Genomic DNA, 26,353 nt, shown 5'->3' on the forward strand with positions numbered 1-26,353 from the left:
AAGACATGGCAGCCACTTTTCCGGGTGTTTGCGCCGTGGTGCCGGCCGCCGGCTTTGGCCGCCGGATGCAAACGGAATGCCCGAAACAATATCTCTTAATCGGTAACAAAACGATTCTCGAACATACGGTTGCCGCGCTGCTGGCCAATGCCTGTGTTCAGCGCGTGGTGATTGCCGTCAGCCCTGGCGATGTTCGCTTCAGCCAGTTGCCGTTAGCCAGCCACCCACAAATTACCGTCGTCGACGGCGGCGCAGAACGCGCTGACTCTGTACTGGCTGGCCTGCAGGCTCTGCCCGACGCCGAGTGGGTGCTGGTGCATGATGCGGCGCGTCCGTGCCTGCATCAGGACGATCTCAACCGTCTGCTGGCGCTGCGTGAAACCAGCCGCGTGGGCGGTATTCTCGCCGCGCCGGTGCGCGACACCATGAAGCGCGCTGAACCCGGCAAGACCGCCATTGCCCATACCGTCGATCGCAATGACTTATGGCACGCCTTAACACCGCAATTTTTCCCTCGTGAACTACTCCTCGAATGCCTGACGCGTGCGCTCAATGAACGGGCGACCATCACCGATGAAGCGTCGGCGCTGGAGTACTGTGGCTTCCATCCCGAACTGGTGGCCGGACGAGCTGATAATATTAAAGTGACGCGCCCGGAAGACCTGGCGCTGGCAGAATTTTACCTTACCCGTTCCCCACACCAGGAGAAAGCATAATGCGAATTGGACACGGTTTTGACGTACACGCTTTTGGCGGTGAAGGCCCAATCATTATTGGTGGGGTGCGAGTGCCTTATGAGAAAGGGCTGCTGGCCCACTCTGATGGTGACGTGGCGCTGCACGCATTGACCGATGCGCTGCTGGGGGCCGCGGCGCTCGGGGATATCGGCAAGCTGTTCCCGGATACCGACCCGGCTTTCAAAGGCGCCGACAGCCGCGAACTGCTGCGTGAAGCCTGGCGGCGGATTCAGGCCAAAGGCTATACCCTTGGCAACGTCGATGTCACCATTATTGCCCAGGCGCCGAAAATGCTGCCGCATATTCCTCAAATGCGCGTCTTTATTGCCGAAGATCTCGGGTGCCACATGGATGACGTTAACGTAAAAGCCACCACCACCGAAAAGCTGGGGTTCACCGGCCGCGGCGAAGGCATCGCCTGCGAAGCGGTGGCGCTGCTGCATAAGGCTGCGCAATGATTGCGTTCAACGACCTCACCTGGCTGCACGGCCAACCACAGGGGCAGGGGCTTCTGAAAGCCAATCCGGAAGATTTCGTGGTGGTCGAGGATCTGGGCTTTGGGCCGGACGGCGAAGGCGAGCATCTGCTGGTGCGGATCCTCAAGAAAGACTGCAATACGCGGTTTGTCGCCGATGCGCTGGCGAAATTCCTTAAAATCCATGCCCGTGAAGTGAGCTTTGCCGGGCAGAAAGACAAGCACGCCGTCGCCGAACAGTGGCTGTGCGCCCGGCTGCCGGGTAAAGAGATGCCCGACCTGAGCAAGTTTCAGCTGGAAGGCTGCCAGGTACTGGAATACGCGCGGCATAAACGCAAGCTGCGTCTCGGCGCCCTGAAGGGCAACCAGTTTACCCTGATTCTGCGGGAAATCAGTGACCGTGACGATGTTGAACAGCGTCTGCAGGCCATCGCCGCGCAGGGCGTGCCGAACTATTTCGGCGCTCAGCGTTTTGGGATCGGCGGCAGCAACCTGCAGGGCGCACTGCGTTGGGCAGAGAGCGGAGCACCGGTTCGCGATCGCAATAAACGCAGTTTTTGGCTGTCGGCGGCACGTAGCAGCTTGTTTAATCAACAAGTCAGTATTAGATTAAAAAAACCGGAATTTAATCAGGTTGTTGATGGCGATGCGCTACAATTAGCGGGGCGCGGGAGCTGGTTTGTCGCCACCTCTGAAGAACGCGAGCTGCTGCAGGCACGGGTTGATAGCCGTGAACTGATGATTACTGCTGCCTTACCGGGGAGCGGTGACTGGGGCAGCCAACGCGATGCGCTGGTCGCCGAACAGGCGGCCATTGCTGAAGAGACGCAGCTTCAGGCTCTGCTGGTGCGTGAAAAAGTGGAAGCGGCACGCCGGGCGATGCTGCTCTATCCGCAGCAGATGAGCTGGAACTGGTGGGATGACGTAACCGTTGAACTGCGTTTCTGGCTGCCAGCGGGCAGCTTCGCCACCAGCGTGGTAAGGGAACTTATCAATACAACGGGTGACTATGCGAATATTGCTGAGTAACGATGACGGGATTCATGCGCCGGGCATTCAGACCCTGGCGAAGGCCTTGCGCGAGTTTGCTGAGGTCCAGGTAGTTGCACCCGATCGTAACCGCAGTGGCGCATCGAATTCCCTGACCCTGGAGTCTTCGCTTCGTACTTTCACCTTCGATAACGGCGATATCGCCGTCCAGATGGGCACGCCAACGGACTGTGTCTATCTCGGCGTTAACGCCCTGATGCGTCCTCGCCCGGATATTGTGGTCTCTGGGATCAACGCCGGGCCAAATCTCGGTGATGACGTCATCTACTCCGGCACCGTCGCAGCCGCGATGGAGGGCCGCCACCTTGGTTTCCCGGCACTGGCCGTCTCTCTGAACGGCCACAAACACTACGATACCGCGGCGGCCATCACCTGTTCCATTCTGCGCGCCTTAAACCGCGAACCGCTGCGCACCGGTCGAATCCTCAATATCAACGTCCCGGATCTGCCGCTGGAGCAGATTAAAGGCATTCGGGTCACCCGCTGTGGCAGTCGTCATCCCGCCGATCAGGTGATCCCGCAAAAAGATCCGCGCGGCAATACGCTGTACTGGATTGGCCCGCCGGGGGAAAAACACGATGCCGGGCCGGATACCGATTTTGCCGCAATAGATGAAGGCTATGTCTCAGTGACTCCGCTGCACGTTGATTTAACCGCCCATCAGGCTCACAGCGTGGTGAGTGACTGGCTGGATCGCGTTGGGGTGGATACACAATGGTAAGCAAACGTGTTGAAAGTCTGCTGAATCAACTGCGCACGCAGGGCATTGTCGACGAGCGGGTGCTGGAGGCGATAGCCCTGGTACCCCGTGAAAAATTCGTTGATGAAGCCTTCGAGCATAAGGCGTGGGAAAACACGGCATTGCCTATCGGCCAGGGGCAAACCATCTCGCAACCCTACATGGTGGCGCGGATGACGGAGCTTTTGACCTTAGCACCGGAGTCGCGGGTGCTGGAAATCGGCACCGGTTCCGGCTACCAAACGGCAATCCTGGCGCACCTGGTGCATCACGTCTGTTCGGTCGAACGTATTAAGAGTTTGCAGTGGCAGGCGCGCCGTCGCCTGAAGCAACTTGATTTACATAATGTTTCAACCCGCCACGGTGATGGATGGCAGGGTTGGACCGCACGAGCGCCTTTTGATGCGATAATCGTTACTGCAGCGCCGCCGGAAATTCCGCCTGCGCTGCTGGCGCAGCTGGATGAAGGTGGCGTGCTGGTTTTACCGGTCGGCGAGGAGCATCAGTATCTGAAGCGGATCCGCCGTCGCGGTGATGAGTTTGTGATTGATACCGTCGAAGCCGTACGCTTTGTTCCCCTGGTTCAGGGTGAGCTGGCGTGAGACCCGGATTAATCCATGTTTTTTTTGCCTGACTTTAGGCGTAGGGTGGACACATTTTCAGTGTCCTGGCCGGGTGTTGCCCGGTAAGCAAGATATTGGCAGTTAACATATTCCTGGGGGATAAATGAGCGCGGGAAGCCCAAAATTTACCTTAAGTCGCATTGCGGCATTATCACTGGTTTCACTCTGGCTGGCAGGTTGTTCAAATAACAATAACCCGCCTGCACCGGTTAGTTCTGCGGGTGGAGCCTCTTCTTCCGGAACCAATTCCGGGATGCTGATTACCCCGCCGTCGCCAACAGGATCCTCCACAGCGGTACAGACCGCACCGCAGATTCAGCCGGTTCAGACGCCGACAACGCAGGTTCAGCCTGTCGCGCAACAGCCGGTGCAGACCGTCGATGGTAAGATCGTCTATAACCGTAAATATGGCGATATTCCGAAAGGTAGCTACACCGGTGGCAGCACTTACACCGTGAAACGCGGCGACACGCTGTTCTATATTGCATGGGTTACCGGCAACGATTTCCGTGACCTTGCCCAGCGTAATAATATCCCCGCACCGTATGGCCTGAACGTCGGTCAGACGCTGCAGGTTGGCAACTCTGCCGGCCAGCCGATTACCGGCGATAACGCGGTTGCTCAGGCCAGCGCACAGTCCAGCGGCGGTATGACGGCGGCCGCAACTTCTGCACAAAAATCCACCGCAGTGGTTGCGTCGCAACCAACTATTACGTATTCTGAATCTTCAGGTGAACAGAATGCTAATAAGATGTTGCCGAACAATAAACCTGCGACGACCACCGTTGCGCCGGTTACGGCTCCAGCTGTCAGCACTACCCAACCGACTGCAAGCAGTACGTCAACCAGTTCGCCGATCTCCGCATGGCGCTGGCCGACTGACGGCAAAGTTATCGAAAACTTTAGTGGTGCCGAAGGCGGCAATAAAGGGATTGATATTGCAGGCAGTAAGGGACAGGCTATTGTCGCGACAGCTGATGGTCGCGTCGTCTATGCCGGTAATGCGCTGCGCGGTTACGGTAATCTTATTATCATCAAACACAACGATGATTACCTGAGTGCCTACGCTCATAACGATACAATGCTGGTCCGGGAGCAACAGGAAGTTAAAGCGGGGCAGAAAATCGCTACCATGGGTAGCACCGGCACCAGCTCTACAAGATTACACTTTGAAATTCGTTACAAGGGGAAATCCGTCAACCCGCTGCAATATTTACCGCAGCGATAATTTGGCAGAGTACGGATAAGCGTCATATCAGTTTACTGGCGTCAGGCCGGTTGTCATCGCCCCTTCAGTGGGGCAAAAGTTTCCGTCCTGGCGTTGTTTGATTGATATATACCCTAAATAATTCGAGTTGCAGGAAAGCTAACGCTCATGCAGCTTGAAGTATGACGGGTAATCGCGAAGGTGCTTTGCTCAGGGATCACGGGTAGGAGCCATCTTTATGAGTCAGAATACGCTGAAAGTTCATGATTTAAATGAAGACGCGGAATTTGATGAGAACGGAGTCGAGGCCTTCGATGAGAAAGCCTTAGTAGAAGAGGAACCCAGTGATAGCGATCTGGCTGAGGAAGATCTCCTGTCGCAAGGCGCAACACAACGCGTGCTTGATGCGACACAGCTCTATCTTGGTGAGATTGGTTATTCCCCACTGCTGACGGCGGAAGAAGAAGTTTATTTCGCTCGTCGCGCGTTGCGTGGTGATGTCGCATCACGCCGCAGGATGATCGAAAGTAACCTGCGGTTGGTGGTGAAGATTGCTCGTCGTTACAGCAATCGTGGTCTGGCGCTGCTGGATCTGATTGAAGAGGGCAACCTGGGGCTGATCCGTGCGGTTGAGAAGTTTGACCCGGAACGTGGTTTCCGTTTCTCAACTTACGCAACCTGGTGGATCCGTCAAACGATTGAACGGGCGATCATGAACCAAACCCGTACCATCCGTTTGCCTATCCATATCGTTAAAGAGCTGAACGTCTATCTGCGTACCGCCCGTGAGTTGTCCCATAAACTGGACCACGAGCCGAGTGCGGAAGAGATTGCCGAACAGCTGGATAAGCCGGTTGATGACGTGAGCCGTATGCTGCGTCTGAACGAGCGCATTACCTCGGTGGATACTCCGCTGGGTGGTGACTCGGAAAAAGCGCTGCTGGATATTCTGGCCGATGAGAAAGACAACGGTCCGGAAGACACCACGCAAGACGATGATATGAAACAAAGCATCGTTAAATGGCTGTTCGAACTGAACGCCAAGCAGCGTGAAGTGCTGGCCCGTCGTTTCGGTTTGCTGGGTTATGAAGCCGCTACGCTTGAAGATGTTGGCCGTGAAATCGGTCTGACCCGCGAACGCGTTCGTCAGATTCAGGTTGAAGGTCTGCGCCGCCTGCGGGAGATCCTGCAAGGCCAGGGGCTGAACATCGAAGCGCTATTCCGCGAATAAGACATTTTCTCTCAAAAAGGCCCGCTCGAAAGATTGGGCCTTTTCCTTTTGTAGTCAGCCTGACTTTACCCCTGCCAGGTCTCCTGCAGGTGGCGCCACAAAATCCGCTCACCCTCCAGCCTGAACACGACCGTTGACCAGCGCACCGTTGGCGCCTGCCCGGGAAGGGTCTGCGTTTCCCGATAAAGAACCGCCGCACCGTCGTGCCAGCGGGCAAGCTCCGTGAGGCTATCAATAGCGATCTTCAGGCCCGCGCGGCTGCCGCCGGCCTGCTGGAAAAAGTCGCTGACCTTTGGCTGGTCCAGACAAATGCCGCCGGTGGTCAGCAGCGTAAAATCGTGGGTAAAGCGCGCCATTAACGCCGCCGCGCTCCCTTCCTTGCGGCCTAACCAGTTTTCAATCACGACGTGGGCATCAATAACTTCGTCAAAATATGCGCTCATTTGTTCTCCATTTTGCTATGCAGGCGCAGGATCAGCGCCCGGTTGTCGAATCGCAGGCAGCTCAGCAGGGGGATGAGGGTGATCCCGGCTGCGGTCATAAACACCCCGCGCCATGCCTGCGCGGTGGGATAATGGTGGAGCAGGACGCTGAGCAGCGTTGCCAGCAGCGCCGCGCCGGCTAAAAAGCTGAGCTGGCGGTTGATATTCCACAGCGCGCTGGCGTCCGGCAGGTGGTGATTGGCGATATTCAAAAAGGCGCTGCTTTGCGCCGTGCTGCTGCACAGGCTACCGCCTGCGCCCATCAGCGTGAAGGCGCTTATCAGCGTGCTCGCCGAAGTCTGCCGGCCGACGCCAATCAGCAGCAGGATCCCCGCCGCCTGGAGCAGACATCCGCTGATAATAAACGGTCGGGGGCCGAATCGATTGTAGTATCTGCCGGTCAGCGTAATCGCCACAAACGATGCCAGCGACCACGGCAGCATCAGCGAGCCGACGGCGGAAGGCGACATGCCGGTGAGGGTTTGCAGGTAAAACAGGCCGACCACGTTGATGCCAATGAAGATGCCGGGGACGCAGAGGTAAATCAGCATCGCGAAGCGCAGCAGCGGGTCGGCCAGCAGCGGCAGGTGTAAAAAGCGTCCCGGACGCGTCGTTTTTGCCTCTTCTTTAAGCCAGAAGGCGGCTAAGGTAAGCGTCAGAAAAGCCACAGGCAGGCTGGCAAAGAAGACCCAGCGCCAGCTGAACGTCTGCACCAGCAGCCCGCCAAGCGCCGGAGAGCAGGCGGGAGCCAGCAGCCCGACCAGCATCACCGCGGCCGAGAGCTTTGCTCGCTCGTGGCTGTGAAAGTACTGCCAGGTCATGGCCTGGCCGACGGGAATTAAGAGCCCGCCGCCCATCCCCTGCAGCGCGCGCCAGAAAATCAGCGTGCTCAGCGATTCCGCCATTCCGGCACCCAGCGCCGCCGCGCTGAACAGCAGCAGCGACAGCAGAAAAACATGTCGGGCGCCAAATCTCTGCGCAAGCCAGGCGCTAAAGGGGAGCACTAACGTGAGCCCGGCAATGTAGCCGTTGCTGACCCAGGTGAGTTCCCCCACGGAGGCGTTAAGCGCCCGGCTCATATCGGGAAAGGCAACGCTGGCGATAAACATATTGATTAAGTCGAGAAAAAAACCGAGCAGAAAAACGGTGGCAACCTTGCTGCGATAGGTCATGGCGATCTCCGGTTAAGAAGGTCGCTACTCTAAACCCCTGCGTCGGGCGGATAAACGCGGCGAAGCGGGATATACTGTCTGAAAATTTTTGACAATAAGCTGAATTAGCATGCTGAATCTGCAACGTATGGCCATGTTTGTGGCGGTGGTGGACTGCGGAAGTTTTACCGCGGCGGCAGCGGCCCTGGCCCAGACCAAGGCGGTGGTGAGCTTTAATGTGCGCCAGCTGGAGAGCGAGCTTGGCGTCACTCTGCTTTTACGCTCCACGCGACGGCTGACCCTGACGGACGCGGGGACGGTGTTCTATCAGCGCGGTGTCGGGCTGCTGAAGGCGGCGGAAAATCTCCAGGATGAGGTGCGGGCCGGCCACGCCGGATTGAGCGGCGAGCTGCGCATTACCACCACCCCGGAGTACGGAGCACAGGTGATTATTCCGACGCTGGCCGAGTTTAGCCGGCTGCACCCGGCGCTGCGCGTGCGCCACGTTTCATCCTCGCATCATGCCGACTTAATCTCCGAACGTTTTGATGTCGCCATTCGCCTCGGGACGCTGGCAGACTCGCGCTACCGCGCGGCGCTGATCTCGCGTTTTGCGATCCTGCCCGTTGCTGCACCCGCGTGGCTGGCGCAGCATCCGCTGGCAGCGCTTGAAGACCTGGCCCAGGCCGAGTGGATTATTCACGAGCGGTTGCAAACCCCGCTACGCTGGCAGCTCAGCGGTCGGGATCGCAAGGTTATTGATTTTGAGATTAAAAAGACCCCGCGTCTGTCGGCGGACAGCGCCAATGCGCTGATGGCCTTCGCTATCGCCGGCAGCGGCGTGGCGCTGTTGCCGGAGTGGCTGGTGGCCGCATCGTTGGCTCAGCAGCGTTTGATCCATCTGCTGCCGGAGCTAAGTTTTCCGCCGCAGGGGGTCTATGCGGTTTACCCGGACGCGCGGCACGTGCCGACTAAGGTCAGGGCGTTCATCGATTTTTTACGCCAAAGGGTGGGGTAATCTGCAGGCGTCTTCGGCCACTCCTGCGGTGCATCCCCGGGCGACGCGGTGCCGTGCGCCCGGGAGTGACGCTCAGAGGAGGAGAGGGATTAGGCCAGGCTTTTCAGCCGATAAATCCACTCCAGCGCCTGGCGCGGGGTCAGCGTATCGGGGTCAAGATGCTCCAGCGCTTCGAGCGCCGGGGAGGTCTCTTCCGGAGCCGACAGCAGCGACATCTGGGTGCCGTCCACTTGAGTGGCCGCCGCGTTGGGGGCAATGCTCTCCAGTTCGCGCAGCTTCTGGCGTGCACGTTTGATCACCTCTTTCGGCACGCCGGCCAGCGCGGCAACCGCCAGACCGTAGCTCTTGCTGGCCGCGCCATCCTGCACGCTGTGCATAAAGGCGATGGTGTCGCCGTGCTCCAGCGCGTCCAGATGGACGTTGGCGACCCCTTCCATTTTCTCCGGCAGCTGCGTCAGCTCGAAGTAGTGGGTGGCGAACAGCGTCAGCGCCTTAATCTTATTGGCGAGGTTTTCCGCACAGGCCCACGCCAGCGACAGGCCGTCGTAGGTGGAGGTGCCGCGGCCGATTTCGTCCATCAGCACCAGGCTGTGCTCGGTGGCGTTATGCAGAATATTGGCGGTTTCGGTCATTTCAACCATGAAGGTTGAACGACCGCTTGCCAGGTCATCCGCTGCCCCGACGCGGGTAAAGATACGATCGATGGGACCGATCTCGACTTTCTCTGCCGGCACATAGCTGCCGATATAGGCCAGCAGCGCGATAAGCGCGGTCTGGCGCATATAGGTACTTTTACCGCCCATATTCGGCCCGGTAATAATCAACATCCGACGCTGCGGTGCCAGGTTCAACGGGTTAGCGATGAACGGCTCTTTCAGCACCTGCTCGACGACCGGGTGGCGGCCTTCAGTGATACGAATTCCCGGCTTGTCGCTAAAGGTCGGGCAGCAGTAGTTCAGGGCTTCGGCGCGCTCGGCGAGGTTGATCAGCACATCGAGCTCAGCCAGCGCGCTGGCGCTCTGCTGCAGGTCGGCCAGGTGCGGCAGCAGCATGTCGAACAGCTGCTCGTAGAGCTGCTTCTCCAGCGCCAGGGCTTTGCCTTTCGAGGTCAGAACCTTGTCTTCATACTCCTTCAGTTCCGGAATAATGTAGCGCTCGGCGTTTTTCAGGGTCTGGCGGCGGACGTAGTGGATCGGCGCATGCTGGCTCTGGCCGCGGCTGATCTGGATGTAGTAACCATGAACGGCATTGTAGCCGACCTTCAGGGTGTCCAGACCCAGACGTTCACGCTCGCGAATTTCCAGCTTATCAAGATAGTCGGTGGCACCATCTGCCAGGGCCCGCCATTCGTCGAGCTCCTCATTGTAGCCCGGGGCGATGACTCCGCCGTCGCGCACCAGCACCGGCGGCGACTCGATAATCGCCTGCTCCAGCAGTTCGCGCAGTTCGCTGAACTCGCCCATTTTGTCGCGCAGTTGCTGAACCGGCGCGCAGCTGACGTCAGCCAGCATTTCACGCAGGGCCGGCAGCTGCTGGAACGCGTAACGCATGCGGGCAAGATCGCGAGGGCGTGCGGTACGCAGCGCCAGTCGCGCCAGGATACGTTCCAGATCGCCGACCTGACGCAGAACCGGCTGCAGGTCGCTGTAGTACTCCTGCAAGGCGCCGATGGTCTGCTGACGTTCAACGAGCACCTTGGTGTCGCGTACCGGCATATGCAGCCAGCGTTTCAGCATGCGGCTGCCCATTGGCGTCACGGTGCAGTCGAGCACCGATGCCAGGGTATTGTCGAAACCGCCGGCCAGGTTCTGGGTAATCTCGAGGTTACGGCGGGTTGCGGCATCCATGATGATGCTGTCCTGCTGACGCTCCATGGTGATGGAACGAATATGCGGCAGGGAGGTGCGCTGGGTATCTTTGACGTACTGCAGCAGGCAGCCGGCGGCGCACAGGCCGCGCGGCGCATTTTCGACGCCGAAGCCGACCAGGTCGCGGGTGCCAAACTGTAAGTTCAGCTGCTGACGGGCGGTATCGATTTCAAATTCCCACAGCGGACGACGGCGCAGGCCGCGACGACCTTCGATCAGCGCGGACTCGGCGAAATCTTCGGCGTACAGCAGTTCGGCCGGGTTGGTGCGCTGCAGTTCTGCGGCCATGGTGTCGCGGTCTGCCGGTTCGCTGAGGCGAAAACGGCCGGAGCTGATATCCAGAGTGGCATAGCCAAAGCCTTTGCTGTCCTGCCAGATAGCGGCCAGCAGGTTATCCTGACGCTCCTGCAGCAGCGCTTCATCGCTGATGGTGCCGGGGGTGACGATGCGCACCACTTTGCGCTCGACCGGCCCTTTGGTGGTGGCCGGATCGCCAATCTGTTCGCAAATCGCCACCGACTCGCCCTGATTCACCAGCTTCGCGAGGTAGTTTTCCACCGCATGGTGGGGGATCCCGGCCATTGGGATCGGCTCGCCCGCTGAGGCGCCGCGTTTGGTCAGCGAGATATCCAGCAGCTGCGAAGCGCGTTTGGCATCGTCATAAAACAGTTCGTAGAAATCACCCATCCGGTAGAACAGCAGGATCTCCGGGTGCTGAGCTTTCAGCTTCAGATACTGCTGCATCATGGGCGTGTGGTTGGAGAAGTCCTTGTCTGTGGCTTCAGTCATAGTGGTATTACTCTTTTTTTAGTCTTTCTAGTGCTTATGTGGCCCATGCTCAATCCCTGTAAATCCACATAAACCCGCAAATTTTCTCGCCTGGCCCGCAACGATATTCTTGCTGTCATATCTGACGTTCGCTGCGTTGCGCCAGGCGTTACTGGCATGCCGTCAGTTTGACGAAAAACGCGAATCGAATCCAGCGAAGAGTATTCTCGTCAGAGGGTAATGGCCATGTATAACAGCTGGCTATGGTTATCAGCGAATGGGACCGGCCCGCCTTTATGTTTGCGACCCGACCTCGTATGCCAGTGCCTGCAGGATTTCCTTCAACCAGTGGGTTACATCGCGCTTGCCGCTGCGCTTGTGTGAGTAAATTTTCACTTCAAACCTTGGGATCTCAAACGGTAGCGGGAAGATCCTGATATCCGCTGCCGGAAGCAGCTTCGTCGCGGCAAAACGGGGGATCGCCAGCAGCAGGTCGCTTTCCGCCACGATAAACGGTGCGCTAAGCATCGACGGTGTTTTGATGGTGGTCTGGCGGGTATATCCCATCTGTTCCAGCTGTAAATCCAGCACCCCCAGCTTCTCATTCCAGGGCGTCACCACCAGATGCCGGGCGGCGAGATAATCCTCCAGCGTCAGCGCTGTGCGCCGGGTATTGCTGATGACGACGTACTCATCCTCGAACCAGCTGAGCTCATCCAGCTCCGGATGCCGGATATCGTCTGCCGTACTGAATCCAAGCGCCAGATCCACTTCGCCCGCCAGCAATTCGGTTAATGCCGGGCTGTGCGGCAGATAGCGGAGCTCAAAGCGCAGGCCCGGCGCGGCATGCTGCAGCTTTTGCATCAGGGCCGGGAAAATGCAGAACGCGGTAAAATCGGTAATCGCAATATGTAAGCACTCGGTACTGCTGGCAGCTTCAAATTTCGGCTGGGGCGTCAGCTCCTGGTTCAGCAGTTTTAGCGCCGCGGCCAGGGTCGGCGCGAGCTGAATCGCATACACGCTGGGGCACATCCGGTGGCCTTCGCGATAAAACAACGGGTCATTGAGGGAGAGCCGTAGTCGCGATAACGCGTGGCTCAACGCCGAGGTGCTCATTGCCAGCTCATCCGCCGCCAGGCGAACCGAACGATGACGATAGATCGCATCAAAAACAGGCAGGAGATTTAAATCAATACGCCGCAGCGCCGGATGCATAATATTCATCATTACGTGATTTCATTGCACTTAATTCTCCTGACAATAACCCTTATGCTTAGCGCCATCAATGTTCACGCCAGACCGCAATGACAGGAAAATTTATGAGCATCAGGATTCGCCAGGCCCGCCCGGAAGACGTCACCACGATTTACGATATGATCTATGAGCTGGCGGTGTATGAAAAAGCCCCGGAGCAGGTCGTTACCACGCCAGATGAGATCCGCGAAACGCTATTTGGCGCAGACAGCAAGACCGAAGCGCTCATCTGCGAAATTGACGGAACATCAGTAGGCTATGCCGTCTTCTTTACCAGCTACTCCACCTGGCTTGGACGCAATGGTATTTATATGGAAGATTTGTATATCTCCCCTGAATATCGCGGCAAAGGGGCAGGCAGGGCGATGCTGAAGCATATCGCGCAATGCGCGGTACAGCGCCAGTGCGGCCGCCTTGAATGGAGCGTGCTGGACTGGAACCAGCCCGCTATCGATTTTTACCTGAGCATCGGCGCATTGCCGCAATCTGAGTGGGTACGCTATCGTCTGGATGGTGAGGCGCTGCTGAAGTTTGCCGAATGACCCTGCGCTAAACAAAGAAAACTCCGCCGAAGCGGAGTTTCGCGGATGGACCGGTTTTGCCTCCGTCAGCAAGGCGCTGGCGTTTGAGGTTTACGGCGCCAGGTAGACCTGCGGGATGGCGATATCCGGGTGCTCGCCGAGGCGCACGTCGGCGCCGTACCAGCGGCCGATCACCGACTGGCGGATAACCTCATGCGGCGTGCCCTGAGCCACTAGTTTGCCCTGATGCAGCAGCAGAATTCGGTCCGCCCAAAGCGCGGCGAGATTGAGATCGTGCAGTACTACGCAGACGTGTAGCAGGCCGCTGCGGGTCAGTCGTTTAAGCAGGCGCAGCAGGTGCTGCTGATAGTACAGATCCAGCGCCGAAGTCGGCTCATCAAGAAACAGCCAGCCCTGAGGGGCGTTTTCATGCCACAGCTGGGCGAGACTGCGTGCCAGCTGCACCCGCTGTTGCTCGCCACCGGAAAGCGACGGGTAGCGCCTGCCAGCCAGATGGTCGCAGCCGGTTTCCACCATCACCTGCTGGATCATCTGCGGGTCCGGGTTTTTCCCCCACGGCGAGCGCCCCATGGCGATCACCGTTTCAACGGGCCAGTCGGCCTGCAGCTGCGTGCGCTGCAGCATCACCGCCCGGCGGCGGGAGAGCGCACCGGGCGACCAGCTTTCCAGCGGACGGCCTTCCACCTGGCGTTGGCCGTCATCCGGGACCAGAAAACCGGTCAGCAGCCGGAGCAGCGTCGATTTCCCGGCGCCGTTCGGGCCAATCAGCGCCGTCACCTCTCCCGTGTGCAGCTGCACCGAGACATCATCGATTACCCGGCGTTGACCCAGTTGCAGAGAGAGCGAGGTGGCGCTGTAAGCGTGATTCAGGTTAGCCATAAGTTGCCCTCTGCTGGCGAAAAATAAGCCACAAAAACCACGGCGCACCGAGCATGCTGGTCAACAGACCGACCGGCATTTCAGCCGGTGCCGCGACGGTGCGGGCGAGGGTATCGGCCAGCAGCAGCAAAATCGCCCCGGCCAGCAGCGACCCCGGCACCAGCCCGCGATGGTCTGGCCCCAGCCACATGCGCATCAGGTGTGGCACCACCAGGCCGATAAAGCCAATCACCCCGCTGATCGCCACCGACGAGGCCACCAGCAGCGCGCTGCACAGCAGCAACAGCCGCTGCAACGCCCGGACGTTGATGCCAAGATAGTGCGCTTCTTCATCGCCAAGCTGGAGCAGATTAAGGCGCGATGCCATCAGCCAGACGAACGCCGACGCGGGGATCATTAAGGTGGCCGCCACCAGCAGCGTCGACCATTCGGCCTGCCCGAGGCTGCCCATCCCCCATAGCGAAAGCTGGCGCAGCTGGGTATCGTTGCTGATCCACGCCAGCACGCCAACCAGCGCGCCGCACAGCGCGTTAATGGCGATGCCGACCAGCAGCAGCCGCGAAAGTGAACCATCCCCGGCTTTGCTGAGGATAAAAATCACCACCATCACCGCCATGCTGCCGATAAATGCCGCCAGCATCGGGGCATACAGCGCCACCAGTACCGGAACCGACAGCGGCAGCACCAGCCAGCAGGCGACCGCCAGCGCCGCGCCGCTGCTGATCCCCAACAGGCCGGGATCCGCCAGCGGGTTGCGGAACAGCCCCTGCATAACACAGCCAGAGAGCGCCAGCGCGGCGCCCACCAGCAGCGCCAGCAGCACCCGTGGCAGACGAATGGTCAGCCAGATATGGCGGAGCATCTCATCGCCGGGCGGCCACAGGCTGGCAATCGGCAACGGCATCGCCCCGAGGGTCGTGGCGAACAACGTCAGGCCGATCAGCAGGAGCACCATTAACCACAGATAGCGGGAGGTGGTGGGGCGCATCAGGGGAGCTGCTCCGCTTTTTGGCGCAGCTGGCTGACGGCTTCAGGCGTGCGTGGGCCAAAGCCGAGCAGGGCCATATCATCAATCACCAGCACCTGCTTGTTGCGACCGGCCGGGGTTTGCGCGAGACCGGGCAGTTTCCACAATCCGGCTTCGCCACCCATGCCTTTGAGGCCATCGGCGGAGATCACCACCAGGTCCGGCAGACTGGCCACCACCCCTTCCTGGGACATGCTGCGATAGTGGTCAAAACCCTGCATCGCGTTTTGCAGCCCGGCCGCCCGAATGGCGCCGTCCGCCGAGGTCTGTTTCCCGGCCACCATGGTGTTCATGCCGCCATGGCTGAGAATAAACAGCACCCGCTTGTTGATGGGCTGCGTCGGTATTCGGGCGATTTGAGCGGCGACCGTCTGGCGTAGCGTATTGCCTTCCGCCTCTTTGCCCAGCGCCTCGGCCACGGCCGCGATTTTGCTATCAATTGCCGCGAGGTCGTTTCCACCGGGAATATTGACCACTTTCACCTGGCTCTCCTGCACCTTTTTCAGCACCAGCGAAGGCTGGGCCTGTGCGCTCGCCAGCACCAGCGTCGGGCGCAAAGAGAGGATCCCTTCGGTATTCAGCTGGCGGATATAACCCACATCCGGGAGCGAATGCGCGGCGGGAGGCCAGGTGCTGGTGCTGTCTTTGGCGACCAACTGCTGTTGCGCCTGCAGGGCATAGACGATCTCCGTTACGTCGCCGCCGAGCGACACGATACGCTCGGTCGCCGCATGGGCCCACAGCGGCAATGCGGCACATAACATCAGCCAGTATTTCATGCGGTTTGTCCCTGCGTCGTCAGGCTGTCAACCTGGCTCCGCCACGTTGCTTGCTCCGGGTGACCTTCGCTGCGTTGTCCGTACAGCTGGGCAATCTGGGTTCCGTCCTGGGCAAACAGCTCCACGCTGGTGACATGGCCATCTGAAGTGGGCTTGCGGGTCACCCACACTTCATCGATGCTGTCTTCGCGCAGGTGCAGGGTAAAGGCGGTGTTGAAGATGTTCAGCCAGCCGCGCATCGGCGTAAGTTTTTCCAGCGCGCCGGTAAAGATCTGCACGCAGCCGCGGTTGCCAACGAAGATCATGATCTCGTTCCCTTCTTCGCGGATGGTCTCCAGCAGACGCGGCAGGGCATCATTATCAATGCGGCAGGCCAGGTCGTCGTTGACCAGGCGGAATGCCTGCTGGCGCGAGAGGTTGTATTTGCGCAGCAGCCCGAAGAACTGATGCACGTCGGTCATGGCGCGCCATTCGTTTTCCAGCGCGGCGCCGTCGGCGGAATCCGCGTAGCGAGGGGCATCGACCGGGCGCAGAGCCAGCGCTTGCGCAGCCGTCTGGCTGTGCCCGGCAACCAGCGCATCCCACGCCGCCATATCGGTCTGCTCGGTGGTGTAGACCTTCAGCAGCGCGTCGCCGTGATGGTCGAAGAACTGGATGCTCTGACGACCGTTGTCGTTCAGGTGGAAGGCGCTGGCCCACTGGCTGAGGAACAGGCGCAGATCGAGCGCGCGCGGGTTGAGAACCAGCCCCGCGTGGCCGTTAAGATGCTGGTGGGTAAACTGGCCAACCTGTTCATGGACCGCATATTCGTTACGGCAGATGCATTTGGTCTCGCCGACGCTTTCCAGCCCGGCAATCAGCACCCGTGCGTCATCCTGCAGGCGCGTGGCGTCGTATCCGACGCGCGCGGCGGTCAGTTCGGCTTCACTGATCGCCATTTCGGCGGCGATATCGCGCGCATATTTGGCGGATGAGTTGGCTTTGGCGGTCTGATAACGCTGCCACAGGTCGTTTTGCGCGTTTTGCATAATTCACATCCTTCTCTACGATGAATATCCCCGGCCTCGTCAGGCCGGGGAGCAGGTTTATTATTATGGCGGCGATTAGAAGTCGACGTTCACGCCCAGTTGCCAGGTTCGGCCCGGCATGACCGCCAGCGCTTTATCGTTGGCATCCTGGTTGGTGGATGTCTCAATATTGCGGCTGCTCAGGTAATCCCAGTATTTACGATCGGTAATGTTGTACACGCCGCCGTTCAGGCGCACGTTCTTCGCCACCTGCCAGTAAGCGGTCCAGTCCAGCATGCCATAGCCCGGTACGCGCATGTATTCGCTGGTGGAATCGGTGATCGCGGTGCCGGTGTTGGTGTAGCTTTCGCGGTTGGTGGCGGTGGCCTGCTTACCTTTCACAAAGGTCGCGGTCAGCGCGGTACCGTAGCGTTTGGCCGGGTCATCCCATGCCACGCCGACAATCGCTTTCATTGGCGCAACGCTATCGATGTCGACATATTTGTCGCCGCTGTAGCTGGATTTCGACTTGCCTTCGTTATAACCGTAGGCGAGGGTCGCGCTCAGGCCGTTAACCTCTTCAAACCAGGTGCCGAAGTTGAACTTCGCGCTGATTTCACCACCGTAGATATAGGCTTTATCACGGTTTTCCGCCTGATAGATGGTGTAGATATTCGACGGTACGTTGCTGAACTTATCCGGGTTGCCGGAGCGCGTATAGCGGCTATAGGCGATGAAGTTTTTATAGCTGTTATAGAACAGCGCGGTGCGCATGGTGATCCCTTCCACCACTTCACCTTTTAAGCCCCATTCGAAGTTATCGCTGGTTTCGGTTTTCAGATCGGTGTTACCGATCAGCGCATATTGCGCCCGGCCGGCATAGCTGGAGCCAAGGTTCCACGAGCCGTACAGCTGGCTGGCATTCGGGAATTCAGCGCCGCGCTTATATTGCAGATAGGTCATGGCGCGCGGCGTAATGTCGTACTGGAAGGTTAAGGACGGCAAGACCTGGGTGTCGGAGTTTTTGCCGTACAGGGTGGCAACCGAGTCTTCGGTCAACACGCTGCTGTTAGTGGTCAGCGAGCTGAGGTTCTCAGGCTTGGTGGATTGATGCACCACGCGCACGCCCGGGATCACCGCAAAGTTGTGGCTATCCAGATCGAAGTTGATCTTGTCCTGCACGAAACCGCCCAGCGTGTAGCCGCGGCTGTCCGCTTCCGGCTGCATGATCGCGGTGTAGACGCTCGGTACCGGTGACTGGCTAAACGGACGCTGAGTTTTGGTGGTGCTGGCGTTCAGGCCGGCGCTCAGGTCGTGACGACCGATCGACTTAGCCAGCGCGGTCTGGAAGCCCCAGGTGTCGGTATCGTAGTTGGAGTTGACCGTTTCCATCGCCAGGGAGGTGCTGTCCGGCATGTAGGTCCAGTCGTGGGCTTCGGTGTGCTGGTAATAGACTTTGGTCGACATGCTGTCGATGTAGTCATTCATCGGCGTCCAGTCGTCTTTCAGGCTGATGCCCCAGCGACGAGTCTGGCTGGTCTGGTTAGACGTGCCGATAACGCTGTTACCGCTGGAATCCCACGCGTCGTAATGGGTATGGTTGGTTTTGTGGTAGTAATCGAAGGTGCTGGTCAGCTTATGTTCGTCGTTCGGCTGCCAGATCCCGGAGGCCATAAACGCATCGGAGTGCCAGTTTGCCGGGTACGCATCAACCGTCCCGCTGTTATTTTCCGTTTCCTGGCCATCGCGGCGGCTGTAGACGAAAATGCCGCGCAGGGTTTCATCGCCGCCCGCTACGGTCACGCCGTTATGCCAGCTGCGATCCGCCGAGTCATAGCCGCTGCGGTAACCAAACGCGCTGGTTTTTCCCGGATGCAGATAGTCATCCGCCGATTTCGGCTGGAACGAGACATTCCCGCCGATCGAGGTATTCACGGTTTCAGTCGAGGTCGCGCCGGACTGAATATCGATGCTGCCGTACATGTACGGGTCGATATAATCGCGGCCGATGCCGAAGGTATTCAGGCCCGCGCGGCTGACGTAGCTGCGCCCGGTGGCGTCCGGCTGGGCGATGCCGTCGACGTCAATACCGACGCGGTTGCTTTCCAGCCCGCGAATGTTATACCCGGTGTAGCCGCCGCGGTCGAAGCCGCTTTTGCCGTTGCCCGAGCCGCCGCTGGCGCCGGTTGCGCCAATCAGCGGTTCATAACGCATGATGGAGCCAAAGTCTTTGGCCCCTTTATCCTGCAGTTCCTGGGCGCTAACCGAATGTTCGCTGCCCGGCTTGAGCACCGGCGCAGGTGCCGTGACCGTCATCTGCTCCGTCGTATCGGACGAAGCATCGTTGATCGAAGTTTGGGTGGTGGTATCAGCCGCCCCGGCGGTGGTCTGATACATTGCTGCGAGCAAAGAAGTCACCAGCAGGCTTTTTTTAAACCAGACAGGTGATTGAGTGGATTTATACATAGTAGCCACGCCTTGATAATTATTAGTATCGGCTCACGCGTTACTTCCAGATTTGCAGGTTAGTCCCGTTGTTTCCCTGGCGGACCGTATTCTCCATGCTTATTGATTGCGAATGGTAATAATAGGCATTATCATTTGCAACAAGATCTTCAATTATTCCTCATTTATTCTGCAACCTGTTTACAATTTACCCTTTCAGTCACCGTGAGATAACCATGAGCCATAAAGCCAACATCACCATCAACTACTGTTCGCAATGTAACTGGATGCTGCGCGCCAGCTGGATGGCGCAGGAGCTGCTGCATACTTTCAGCACCGATATCGCCTCGGTGAAGCTGGTTCCCGGAACCGGAGGGATCTTCACGATCCACGTGGACGAGGTACAAATCTGGGAGCGCAAACAGGATCAGGGCTTCCCGGATGCCGCCGAGCTGAAGCGCCGGGTTCGCGATGTCTGCTTCCCGGAAAAAGCGCTGGGGCACGTGGATAAACCGGCCGACCCGGCGTAAGCGGCAGGGGAAAAACGGCTGCGGCCCGGACGTTAAAGGTGTATTATTTTTGCATCTTTATTGAGGGGAAAGGCCATGGCAGGAAAACGCATCGACCGTGAGAAACAGACCATTCGTTGCTTGATTGCGCTCTACCAGCGCCGCTGCCCGGATGCGCAGGGCGATGCGGAGCACTATCAGGCGCTGAACGCCTATGCGGATAAGCGGCTGGATAAGTGCGTGTTTGGCGAGGAGAAACCGGCCTGCAAGCAGTGCCCGGTGCACTGCTACCAGCCGCAAAAACGCGAAGAGATGAAGCAGATCATGCGTTGGGCCGGGCCGCGCATGCTCTGGCGGCACCCGATGCTGACCCTTCGCCATCTGATTGATGATAAACGCCCGGTGCCGGAGCTACCGGAGAAATACCGCCCGAAAAAGTCGCGGTGATTTCCCCGGAGGCGATGCTGCGCATCTGTCCGGGCTACTGGCAGGTGCGATGGGGTAGCCCGGATAGGCGCAACGCGCCGCCTCCGGGAAGCGTATTCTGACTGCTAACCACCACTTACGGTCGCCTGGGTCCGACTATCACGAACCGACGTACCGACAAAGGTAATCACGAACAGCGCGCTGAACAGCACCACGATTGTCGGCGCCGGTGCGCTATCCAGATAAAACGACAGCCAGACGCCGGCGAAGCTACAGCTAACGGCAATGCCCACCGCCAGCAGCAGCGCGCTGACAAACCGTCGGGTCAGCAGCAGCGCAATGGCGCCGGGGGCAATCAGCAGCGAGATCGACAGAATAATCCCTACCGCCTTGAGCGTCGCCACGATGGTCAGCGCAATCATGCACAGCAGCCCGTAGTGCAGCAGCCCGCAGCGCAAGCCGCTGGCTTTGGCCTGATGCGGGTCGAAGGCATGCAATACAAAATCACGCCATTTTAACCCGACGATCAGCGTAATCATTAAGGCAATCACCGACGTTTGCCCAATATCACTCGCGGAAATCCCCAGCATATCGCCAAACAGAATGTGGTCGAGATGGACCTCCGACTGGATCGAAACGTACAGCACCAGCCCGGCGCCAAACATCCCGGAAAAGACAATGCCCATAATGGTATCGCGCTTGATGCGGCTGTTATCGTCGAGATAGCCGGTGGCCACGGCGCAGAACAGGCCGGCGACAAAAGCGCCGATGGCGAACGGAATACCGATAATGTAGGCCACCACCACGCCGGGGAAGACCGCGTGGCTCATGGCGTCTCCCATTAACGCCCAGCCCTTCAGCACCAGAAATACCGACAGCAGCGCGCACGGGACGGCGACAATCGTCGCCACCAGGATGGCGTTAACCATAAACGAAAACTGGAAGGGTTCGAGGAGGGTTGTTATCAGCATGAAGACCTCCGGGCGCGGCGACGGTTAGCCAGCAGACCGTGTTTAGGCGCCATCACAAAGGTGATTAAAAAGATCAGCGTCTGGGCCACCACGATAATGCCGCCGGTGGCGCCGTCGAGATAGTAGCTTAGCCAGGCGCCGAAAAAGCTGGTCAGGCTGCCAATGGCCACGGCAATTGCCAGCAGGCGCGGAAAGCGGTCGGTCAGCAGCCAGGCGGTGGCGCCGGGGGTGACCACCAGGCAAATTACCAGGAAGGCGCCCACGGTTTGCAGGGCCGCCACGGTACAGGCTGCCAGCAGGGTAAAGAACAGCAGCTTCAGCCCGGTGGTGTTGAGGCCAATGGAGCGGGCATGACTTTCATCGAAAAAGGTCACCATCAGATCTTTCCATTTCAGCAGCAGTATCACCATTGAAATCGATCCGATGGCCGCCAGCTGAATAATATCCTCCGGTGCAATCGCCAGAATATTTCCGAGAATAATGGTCTGGATATTCACCGAGGTCGGATTGAGGGAGACCATAAACAGCCCGATGCCGAAGAACGAGGAGAATATCAGGCCGATAATGGCGTCTTCTTTCAGCTTCGACCGTTGGTTGAGAAACAGCATGCTGCCCGCCGCCAGCCCGCCGGAGAGAAACGCGCCGACGGCAAAGGGCAGACCCAGCATATACGCCCCGGCGACGCCGGGCACGATGGAGTGGGAGAGGGCATCGCCAATCAGCGACCAGCCTTTCAGCATCAGGTAGCAGGAGAGAAAAGCGCAGACGCCGCCAACCAGTGCCGATACCCACATCGCATTCAGCATGTATTGATAGCCAAACGGCTCAAGCAGCCAGTTCACTTTTCACCGCCCGTCGCCCGGCGGCTGATAAACGGACGTTCATCGTCAGTAATGACCTGGGTTTCACCGCCGCTGAGCACCACGTGGCGCAGGACGCCGCTGAACGCGCGCTCGAGGTTTCCGGCGGTGAAGGTGGTTTCCGTCGGCCCGCTGGCCAGCACGGTACCTTTGACCATCACCGTATAATCGCAAAACTCGCTGACCGACCCGAGATTATGGGTGGAGACCAGCATGGTGCAGCCTTCATCGCGCAGTTCGCGCAGCAGGGCGATGATCCGCGCTTCGGTCTGGACATCAACGCCGGTGAACGGTTCGTCGAGCAGAATCACCTGGCCTTGCTGAGCAATCGCGCGGGCAAGAAACACCCGCTTTTTCTGCCCGCCGGAAAGCTCGCCGATTTGCCGATGGCGGTACTCGCTCATGCCGACCCGCGCCAGCGCCGCATCGACGCGCTGGTGATCCTCGGCCTTGGCCCGCCGCAGCCAACCCATGTGTCCGTAGCGGCCCATCATCACCACATCTTCCACCAGCACCGGGAAGGACCAGTCCACATCCTCAGACTGCGGTACATAGGCCACCAGGTTCTGGCGCAGGGCGCGATTGACCGGCTGACCAAGAATGGCAATCTCGCCGTGGGACAGGCGAACAAAACCCATCAGCGCTTTAAACAGCGTTGATTTCCCCGAGCCATTGACCCCGACCAGCGCGGCAATTGAACCGCGCGGGACGCTGAACGTCGCATCGCGCAGCGCCGTGTGGCCATTGCGATAGGTGACGCTGACCTGGTTGACCGCAAGGCCGGCGATGTCTGTACTCATTGCTGTTTCCTCAGGCCGTCGTTGATGCCCTGGACGATGGTTTGCGTGGTGACGCGCAGCAGGTCCAGATAGGTCGGAACCGGGCCGTCGGCGGCGCTCAACGAGTCCACATAGAGCACGCCGCCGTAGTGGGCGCCGGCTTCTCTGGCCACCTGACGCGCGGGTTTGTCAGAGATGGTGCTTTCGCTGAAGATAGTCGGGATATGCTCTTTTTTCATGGTGTCGATGGTTTTACGCACCTGCTGCGGCGTGCCCTGCTGGTCGGCATTGATCGGCCACAGATAGCGCTCCTTCAGCCCGTTATCGCGGGCCAGATAGGAGAAGGCGCCTTCGCTGGTCACCAGCCAGCGCTTATCTTCCGGCAGCCGGGCCAGTTCCGCTTTCAGCGGCGCCATGGTCTGGCGGATTTTCTCTTTATAGGCCTCGGCGTTCTGGCGATAGGTATCGGCATGCGCGGGGTCGTACTTCACCAGCGCGTCGCGAATGTTATCGACGTAGATCAGCGCATTATCCATCGACATCCACGCGTGGGGATTGGGCTTACCGTTATAGGGGCCATCGCTGATCCCCATCGGCTGAATGCCGTTGCTGACCACCACTTCCGGCACCCCTTTCAGATGCTGATAGAAGCGGGCGAACCACAGTTCCAGATTAAGGCCGTTGGTGAGGATCAGTTGCGCCCCCTGAGCGCGCTTAATGTCACCTGGAGTGGGCTGATATTCGTGGATCTCGGCGCCCGGTTTGGTGATCGAATTGACCTGGGCTGCATCGCCGGCGACGTTTTGCGCCATATCGGCAATCACCGTAAAGGTGGTGATCACGGTGAATTTTTCGTTCGCCTGAGCCGGGGCGATGGTCATGACGGCCAGCAGCGTGGTAAAGAGCAGATGTTTCAGCGACGGCAAATGCAGCATAAGATCCCTCATTGCGATGTGGTTAATTAATCATCTTTTATAGCCATTGCTATGTTATATAGCATAGGCTATTTATAAATGAAAATGATTATTATTTAGATGACGTGGTAATGATTAGCACCACAAGGGTATCGCGTAAGCTAAGCGGGGAAATCGCAGGAAAAAAACAGGGTATCTGCCTGCCCGGCAGGGGAAAACAGCCCGGGCAGGATAAAATCAGGAGATGTCGGCGACCGACTGGCGTGGGATCAGGCGGCCTGCGAGAGTACGACCTTCGGTGGCAAATGCCGGACGCTCATCAATCAGGTTGCGGATGCGCTGCAGGCAGTTTTCCATCAGCTGTTCCAGCGGCCAGGAGATACAGGTCAATGGTGGATAGAGCAGCGAGGCCAGCGGCGAATCTTCGAGGCTCAGCAGCGAAACTTCCTGCGGCACGGCAACATTGAATTCGCGCAGCAGGCGCATGGCTTCCGCCGCGTAGCGGTCACGCTTCACGATAATCACCGAATATTTGCTGAAGCTGTTGATCAGCGTAAGCAGCGCCTGTTCGACATCGTCATTGGCGGTCAGCACCAGCTGGCGGTTGAAAGGAATCGAGTAGTTTTGCAGGACGTTACGATAGCCTTCCTGCATCTGGCGGCTGGCGTCATCGCTGTCGCTGTCAGAAAGCAGGGCGATGTGACGATGGCCTTTACCAATCACGTAGCGACAGGCGCTTTCGGTAGCAAAGGCGTAGTCGTAACCCTGATTGTTCACCCCGGCGATGCTGAAACGATCGAAGGAGATCACGTTGCGTGGCGTATCCGCAGGCAGGGGGCCGAGCACCACCACGGCGACACACTGGCGCTGGAAATCGTCGATGACGGCCGCCTGCTCGACAGCATCCGTGACGTACTGGACGATCAGGTTTTTATTCAGGCTTTTCAGCGCCACAGACAGCAGAGGCAGCAGCCGTGCGCTGCTGCTTTCATCCCGCACCGGGAGTACCAGACCGACATGATTGGATGTTTGACTGGCGAGGTTCTGCGCGGCAAAACTTGGGCGATAGTTCAACTCTTCCACTGCCCGCAGAACGGCTTCCCGGCTTTCGTCACGCACGCCGCGGGTGCCGGTGAGCACACGAGATACCGTCGCTCTCGAGACATTCGCTAATCTTGAAACATCATCAATGGTTGGCATGGTATTTTCTGCTTTGATTATTTCGCTTAGCTTAACATACCTGCTGAAAAAGTGTCATCGCCAGCGGTCCGCGGAATTTGCCAGAACCGGCAGCCACGCTGCCCCGCGCACGCCGCTGGCATCGCCGAAGCGAGCCGGTTTAATCTGGGTTCGGCAGCTGTCGGAAAACAGATAAGGCACCAGCGCTGCCGGCAACGCGTCGTAGATTTTTTCAACGTTGGACAAGCCGCCGCCCAGCACAATGACCTGGGGATCGAGAATATTAATCACCGACGCCAGGCTGCGGGCAAAAGCATCGATAAAGTGCTGCCAGTGGGCCAGCGCCTGCGGGTCGCCCTCGCCAGCGGCCTGAATAATCGCCTCCGCTCGCGCCTGCTCGCCGAAGCGACGGGCAAAGCCGGTGCCGGAGATAAAGCTTTCGATGCAGTTCACTTTGCCGCAGTAGCAGGGCTGATCCGGGCCATCGCGCTCCGGCGTATAGCCCGGCAGCGTGTTGTGTCCCCATTCGCCCACGATGGCGTTGGGTCCGCTCAGCAGCTGCTGATTGACGGCGATGCCGCCGCCGCAGCCGGTGCCAATAATCACCCCGAATACCGTACTGGCGCCAGCCCCTGCACCATCCACGGCTTCGGAGAGCGTGAAGCAGTCGGCATCATTGGCAATCCAGACCGGCTGGCCGAGCTGCTGCTTGAGATCCCGACGCAGGTCGTGGCCGTTGAGGACCAGGCAGTTGCAGTTTTTAATCAGGCCGCTCTGCGGATCGATGGCGCCCGGCAGGCCAATACCAATCGTAAACGGCTGTTCGCTCCACTGGCGCACGCTGTCGATCAGGCCAAGCAGCTGCTGCATAAAGGCCTCATAGCTCTCTTTGTGCGTCGGTCGACGTTGGCGATAGACGCATTCGCCGTCGGCGTTGAGCATCACGGCTTCCATTTTGGTACCGCCGATATCTAAACCCAGATGTAGCATGGTTGTCCTCAGATGAGAGTGGGGGAGTGCACTCCCGGGCGGTCGCGTCAACGCCCGCCCGGGTCGTCCGGCTACTGGTGTAGCGGGCGTGAACGGTAGACCGCAATCAGCTCGGCGATCAGCTCTTTCGCCAGAATCGAGGTCATCAAATGATCCTGGGCGTGAACCATCACCAGCGTCATTTTGGTTTTCCCTTCCCCTTCGTCGGCTTCAATCAACTGAGTCTGGACGAGGTGCGCTTCGCGGGAATAGTGCGCGGCTTCTTTCATCTTCTCGTCAGCGGCGGCAAAATCCCCCTCTTTGGCACAGCTCAGTGCTTCAAAACAGAGGCTACGCGCCTGACCGGCATTGATGATAATGCCCATGATTTGTTCTTCTGATTCCATCATAAATCTCCATAACCGTCATACTTCAAGCTGCAGGGGATTCACTGCGTCGCCGCC

Annotated in this window: 27 protein-coding genes; 11 read left to right on the forward strand and 16 right to left on the reverse strand. The window is 58.8% G+C overall.

From position 1 onward, the window contains the following. Positions 1-5 precede the first annotated feature (5 nt). The 7 genes from ispD to rpoS all read left to right on the forward strand — a co-directional run bounded on the left by ispD (position 6) and on the right by rpoS (position 6,062). A complete protein-coding gene (gene ispD, locus EDF82_RS17225) occupies positions 6-716 on the forward strand; it encodes a 2-C-methyl-D-erythritol 4-phosphate cytidylyltransferase (protein WP_123756734.1) in 711 nt (236 codons plus the stop codon). Continuing rightward, complete coding sequence (gene ispF / locus EDF82_RS17230; protein WP_123756735.1) at positions 716-1,195, forward strand: 2-C-methyl-D-erythritol 2,4-cyclodiphosphate synthase; 480 nt, start codon at positions 716-718, stop codon at positions 1,193-1,195. The genes ispD and ispF overlap by 1 nt, the downstream gene beginning before the upstream one ends. Then, positions 1,192-2,241, forward strand: a complete 1,050-nt coding sequence (gene truD, locus EDF82_RS17235; protein WP_123756736.1) for a tRNA pseudouridine(13) synthase TruD — start codon at positions 1,192-1,194, stop codon at positions 2,239-2,241. The genes ispF and truD overlap by 4 nt, the downstream gene beginning before the upstream one ends. Further along, positions 2,222-2,983 carry a 5'/3'-nucleotidase SurE gene (surE, locus tag EDF82_RS17240; RefSeq protein WP_123756737.1) on the forward strand — a complete coding sequence of 254 codons (762 nt, stop codon included), beginning with the start codon at positions 2,222-2,224 and terminating at the stop codon, positions 2,981-2,983. Before truD ends, surE begins: the two co-directional genes overlap by 20 nt. Next, positions 2,977-3,603, forward strand: coding sequence for a protein-L-isoaspartate(D-aspartate) O-methyltransferase (locus tag EDF82_RS17245; RefSeq protein ID WP_123756738.1), 627 nt, complete (start codon positions 2,977-2,979; stop codon positions 3,601-3,603). The genes surE and EDF82_RS17245 overlap by 7 nt, the downstream gene beginning before the upstream one ends. A 124-nt stretch (positions 3,604-3,727) precedes the next feature. Then, positions 3,728-4,852, forward strand: coding sequence for a murein hydrolase activator NlpD (nlpD, locus tag EDF82_RS17250; RefSeq protein ID WP_123756739.1), 1,125 nt, complete (start codon positions 3,728-3,730; stop codon positions 4,850-4,852). Positions 4,853-5,069: 217 nt separating this feature from the next. Further along, positions 5,070-6,062, forward strand: coding sequence for an RNA polymerase sigma factor RpoS (gene rpoS, locus EDF82_RS17255; protein ID WP_123756740.1), 993 nt, complete (start codon positions 5,070-5,072; stop codon positions 6,060-6,062). 65 nt (positions 6,063-6,127) lie between these two features. Here the strand turns inward: rpoS and EDF82_RS17260 are convergent, their stop codons facing one another. After that, positions 6,128-6,505: a DUF4440 domain-containing protein gene (locus tag EDF82_RS17260; RefSeq protein ID WP_123756741.1), complete on the reverse strand. Its 378-nt coding sequence runs from the start codon at positions 6,503-6,505 to the stop codon at positions 6,128-6,130. Next, on the reverse strand, positions 6,502-7,716 hold the full coding sequence (locus EDF82_RS17265) for an MFS transporter (protein WP_123756742.1): 1,215 nt from the start codon (positions 7,714-7,716) through the stop codon (positions 6,502-6,504). The genes EDF82_RS17260 and EDF82_RS17265 overlap by 4 nt, the downstream gene beginning before the upstream one ends. A gap of 109 nt (positions 7,717-7,825) precedes the next feature. Between EDF82_RS17265 and EDF82_RS17270 the strand changes: the two genes are divergently transcribed. Continuing rightward, positions 7,826-8,713 carry a LysR family transcriptional regulator gene (locus EDF82_RS17270; RefSeq protein ID WP_123756743.1) on the forward strand — a complete coding sequence of 296 codons (888 nt, stop codon included), beginning with the start codon at positions 7,826-7,828 and terminating at the stop codon, positions 8,711-8,713. 89 nt (positions 8,714-8,802) lie between these two features. Here EDF82_RS17270 and mutS read toward each other — a convergent pair whose 3' ends face one another. Beyond that, positions 8,803-11,370, reverse strand: coding sequence for a DNA mismatch repair protein MutS (gene mutS / locus EDF82_RS17275; protein WP_123756744.1), 2,568 nt, complete (start codon positions 11,368-11,370; stop codon positions 8,803-8,805). A 273-nt stretch (positions 11,371-11,643) separates the two neighbouring features. Then, entirely contained in the window at positions 11,644-12,576 is a 933-nt protein-coding gene (locus tag EDF82_RS17280) for a LysR family transcriptional regulator (protein ID WP_123756745.1), read from the reverse strand. Between the two features lie 92 nt (positions 12,577-12,668). Between EDF82_RS17280 and EDF82_RS17285 the strand changes: the two genes are divergently transcribed. Further along, on the forward strand, positions 12,669-13,145 hold the full coding sequence (locus tag EDF82_RS17285; protein ID WP_123756746.1) for a GNAT family N-acetyltransferase: 477 nt from the start codon (positions 12,669-12,671) through the stop codon (positions 13,143-13,145). Positions 13,146-13,235: 90 nt separating this feature from the next. On the opposite strand, the gene EDF82_RS17290 is transcribed toward EDF82_RS17285, so the two are convergent. The 5 genes from EDF82_RS17290 to EDF82_RS17310 all read right to left on the reverse strand — a co-directional run bounded on the left by EDF82_RS17290 (position 13,236) and on the right by EDF82_RS17310 (position 19,303). Continuing rightward, positions 13,236-14,015, reverse strand: a complete 780-nt coding sequence (locus EDF82_RS17290) for a heme ABC transporter ATP-binding protein (protein ID WP_187043084.1) — start codon at positions 14,013-14,015, stop codon at positions 13,236-13,238. Position 14,016: 1 nt separating this feature from the next. Next, a complete protein-coding gene (locus tag EDF82_RS17295; protein ID WP_123756748.1) occupies positions 14,017-15,012 on the reverse strand; it encodes an iron ABC transporter permease in 996 nt (331 codons plus the stop codon). Continuing rightward, complete coding sequence (locus tag EDF82_RS17300; RefSeq protein ID WP_123756749.1) at positions 15,012-15,830, reverse strand: hemin ABC transporter substrate-binding protein; 819 nt, start codon at positions 15,828-15,830, stop codon at positions 15,012-15,014. Before EDF82_RS17300 ends, EDF82_RS17295 begins: the two co-directional genes overlap by 1 nt. Then, positions 15,827-16,858, reverse strand: coding sequence for a hemin-degrading factor (locus EDF82_RS17305; protein WP_123756750.1), 1,032 nt, complete (start codon positions 16,856-16,858; stop codon positions 15,827-15,829). Before EDF82_RS17305 ends, EDF82_RS17300 begins: the two co-directional genes overlap by 4 nt. A gap of 75 nt (positions 16,859-16,933) precedes the next feature. After that, on the reverse strand, positions 16,934-19,303 hold the full coding sequence (locus EDF82_RS17310; RefSeq protein ID WP_123756751.1) for a TonB-dependent receptor domain-containing protein: 2,370 nt from the start codon (positions 19,301-19,303) through the stop codon (positions 16,934-16,936). Between the two features lie 215 nt (positions 19,304-19,518). Here EDF82_RS17310 and EDF82_RS17315 point away from each other — a divergent pair, with 215 nt between their 5' ends. Both EDF82_RS17315 and EDF82_RS17320 read left to right on the forward strand, forming a co-directional pair. Further along, complete coding sequence (locus EDF82_RS17315) at positions 19,519-19,812, forward strand: SelT/SelW/SelH family protein (RefSeq protein ID WP_123756752.1); 294 nt, start codon at positions 19,519-19,521, stop codon at positions 19,810-19,812. Between the two features lie 75 nt (positions 19,813-19,887). Next, on the forward strand, positions 19,888-20,238 hold the full coding sequence (locus EDF82_RS17320; protein ID WP_123756753.1) for a nitrous oxide-stimulated promoter family protein: 351 nt from the start codon (positions 19,888-19,890) through the stop codon (positions 20,236-20,238). Positions 20,239-20,342: 104 nt separating this feature from the next. On the opposite strand, the gene EDF82_RS17325 is transcribed toward EDF82_RS17320, so the two are convergent. The 7 genes from EDF82_RS17325 to EDF82_RS17355 all read right to left on the reverse strand — a co-directional run bounded on the left by EDF82_RS17325 (position 20,343) and on the right by EDF82_RS17355 (position 26,296). After that, positions 20,343-21,188 carry a metal ABC transporter permease gene (locus EDF82_RS17325; protein WP_187042435.1) on the reverse strand — a complete coding sequence of 282 codons (846 nt, stop codon included), beginning with the start codon at positions 21,186-21,188 and terminating at the stop codon, positions 20,343-20,345. Beyond that, positions 21,182-22,030 carry an iron/manganese ABC transporter permease subunit SitC gene (gene sitC, locus EDF82_RS17330; RefSeq protein ID WP_123756754.1) on the reverse strand — a complete coding sequence of 283 codons (849 nt, stop codon included), beginning with the start codon at positions 22,028-22,030 and terminating at the stop codon, positions 21,182-21,184. The genes EDF82_RS17325 and sitC overlap by 7 nt, the downstream gene beginning before the upstream one ends. Continuing rightward, a complete protein-coding gene (locus EDF82_RS17335) occupies positions 22,027-22,848 on the reverse strand; it encodes a manganese/iron ABC transporter ATP-binding protein (RefSeq protein ID WP_123756755.1) in 822 nt (273 codons plus the stop codon). Before EDF82_RS17335 ends, sitC begins: the two co-directional genes overlap by 4 nt. Then, the gene (locus tag EDF82_RS17340; RefSeq protein WP_123756756.1) at positions 22,845-23,762 is read right to left on the reverse strand and encodes a metal ABC transporter substrate-binding protein; all 918 of its coding nucleotides are present in this window, start codon (positions 23,760-23,762) and stop codon (positions 22,845-22,847) included. Before EDF82_RS17340 ends, EDF82_RS17335 begins: the two co-directional genes overlap by 4 nt. A gap of 216 nt (positions 23,763-23,978) precedes the next feature. Beyond that, positions 23,979-24,941, reverse strand: coding sequence for a LacI family DNA-binding transcriptional regulator (locus EDF82_RS17345; protein WP_123756757.1), 963 nt, complete (start codon positions 24,939-24,941; stop codon positions 23,979-23,981). A gap of 54 nt (positions 24,942-24,995) precedes the next feature. Then, on the reverse strand, positions 24,996-25,910 hold the full coding sequence (locus tag EDF82_RS17350; protein WP_123756758.1) for an ROK family protein: 915 nt from the start codon (positions 25,908-25,910) through the stop codon (positions 24,996-24,998). Between the two features lie 71 nt (positions 25,911-25,981). Continuing rightward, on the reverse strand, positions 25,982-26,296 hold the full coding sequence (locus EDF82_RS17355; protein WP_123756759.1) for a PTS lactose/cellobiose transporter subunit IIA: 315 nt from the start codon (positions 26,294-26,296) through the stop codon (positions 25,982-25,984). Positions 26,297-26,353: the final 57 nt, after the last annotated feature.

The sequence above is a fragment of the Klebsiella sp. BIGb0399 genome, assembly GCF_003752615.1.
GTDB lineage: Bacteria > Pseudomonadota > Gammaproteobacteria > Enterobacterales > Enterobacteriaceae > Klebsiella > Klebsiella lignicola.

Excerpts from the sequence above, each read along its gene's own strand:
- ispD (WP_123756734.1), top strand. The coding sequence starts at position 6 with ATGGCAGCCACTTTTCCGGGTGTTTGCGCCGTGGTGCCGGCCGCCGGC.
- ispF (WP_123756735.1), top strand. The coding sequence starts at position 716 with ATGCGAATTGGACACGGTTTTGACGTACACGCTTTTGGCGGTGAAGGC.
- truD (WP_123756736.1), top strand. The coding sequence starts at position 1,192 with ATGATTGCGTTCAACGACCTCACCTGGCTGCACGGCCAACCACAGGGG.
- surE (WP_123756737.1), top strand. The coding sequence starts at position 2,222 with ATGCGAATATTGCTGAGTAACGATGACGGGATTCATGCGCCGGGCATT.
- EDF82_RS17245 (WP_123756738.1), top strand. The coding sequence starts at position 2,977 with ATGGTAAGCAAACGTGTTGAAAGTCTGCTGAATCAACTGCGCACGCAG.
- nlpD (WP_123756739.1), top strand. The coding sequence starts at position 3,728 with ATGAGCGCGGGAAGCCCAAAATTTACCTTAAGTCGCATTGCGGCATTA.
- rpoS (WP_123756740.1), top strand. The coding sequence starts at position 5,070 with ATGAGTCAGAATACGCTGAAAGTTCATGATTTAAATGAAGACGCGGAA.
- EDF82_RS17260 (WP_123756741.1), bottom strand. The coding sequence starts at position 6,505 with ATGAGCGCATATTTTGACGAAGTTATTGATGCCCACGTCGTGATTGAA.
- EDF82_RS17265 (WP_123756742.1), bottom strand. The coding sequence starts at position 7,716 with ATGACCTATCGCAGCAAGGTTGCCACCGTTTTTCTGCTCGGTTTTTTT.
- EDF82_RS17270 (WP_123756743.1), top strand. The coding sequence starts at position 7,826 with ATGCTGAATCTGCAACGTATGGCCATGTTTGTGGCGGTGGTGGACTGC.
- mutS (WP_123756744.1), bottom strand. The coding sequence starts at position 11,370 with ATGACTGAAGCCACAGACAAGGACTTCTCCAACCACACGCCCATGATG.
- EDF82_RS17280 (WP_123756745.1), bottom strand. The coding sequence starts at position 12,576 with ATGATGAATATTATGCATCCGGCGCTGCGGCGTATTGATTTAAATCTC.
- EDF82_RS17285 (WP_123756746.1), top strand. The coding sequence starts at position 12,669 with ATGAGCATCAGGATTCGCCAGGCCCGCCCGGAAGACGTCACCACGATT.
- EDF82_RS17295 (WP_123756748.1), bottom strand. The coding sequence starts at position 15,012 with ATGCGCCCCACCACCTCCCGCTATCTGTGGTTAATGGTGCTCCTGCTG.
- EDF82_RS17300 (WP_123756749.1), bottom strand. The coding sequence starts at position 15,830 with ATGAAATACTGGCTGATGTTATGTGCCGCATTGCCGCTGTGGGCCCAT.
- EDF82_RS17305 (WP_123756750.1), bottom strand. The coding sequence starts at position 16,858 with ATGCAAAACGCGCAAAACGACCTGTGGCAGCGTTATCAGACCGCCAAA.
- EDF82_RS17310 (WP_123756751.1), bottom strand. The coding sequence starts at position 19,303 with ATGTATAAATCCACTCAATCACCTGTCTGGTTTAAAAAAAGCCTGCTG.
- EDF82_RS17315 (WP_123756752.1), top strand. The coding sequence starts at position 19,519 with ATGAGCCATAAAGCCAACATCACCATCAACTACTGTTCGCAATGTAAC.
- EDF82_RS17320 (WP_123756753.1), top strand. The coding sequence starts at position 19,888 with ATGGCAGGAAAACGCATCGACCGTGAGAAACAGACCATTCGTTGCTTG.
- EDF82_RS17325 (WP_187042435.1), bottom strand. The coding sequence starts at position 21,188 with ATGCTGATAACAACCCTCCTCGAACCCTTCCAGTTTTCGTTTATGGTT.
- EDF82_RS17335 (WP_123756755.1), bottom strand. The coding sequence starts at position 22,848 with ATGAGTACAGACATCGCCGGCCTTGCGGTCAACCAGGTCAGCGTCACC.
- EDF82_RS17340 (WP_123756756.1), bottom strand. The coding sequence starts at position 23,762 with ATGCTGCATTTGCCGTCGCTGAAACATCTGCTCTTTACCACGCTGCTG.
- EDF82_RS17345 (WP_123756757.1), bottom strand. The coding sequence starts at position 24,941 with ATGCCAACCATTGATGATGTTTCAAGATTAGCGAATGTCTCGAGAGCG.
- EDF82_RS17350 (WP_123756758.1), bottom strand. The coding sequence starts at position 25,910 with ATGCTACATCTGGGTTTAGATATCGGCGGTACCAAAATGGAAGCCGTG.
- EDF82_RS17355 (WP_123756759.1), bottom strand. The coding sequence starts at position 26,296 with ATGGAATCAGAAGAACAAATCATGGGCATTATCATCAATGCCGGTCAG.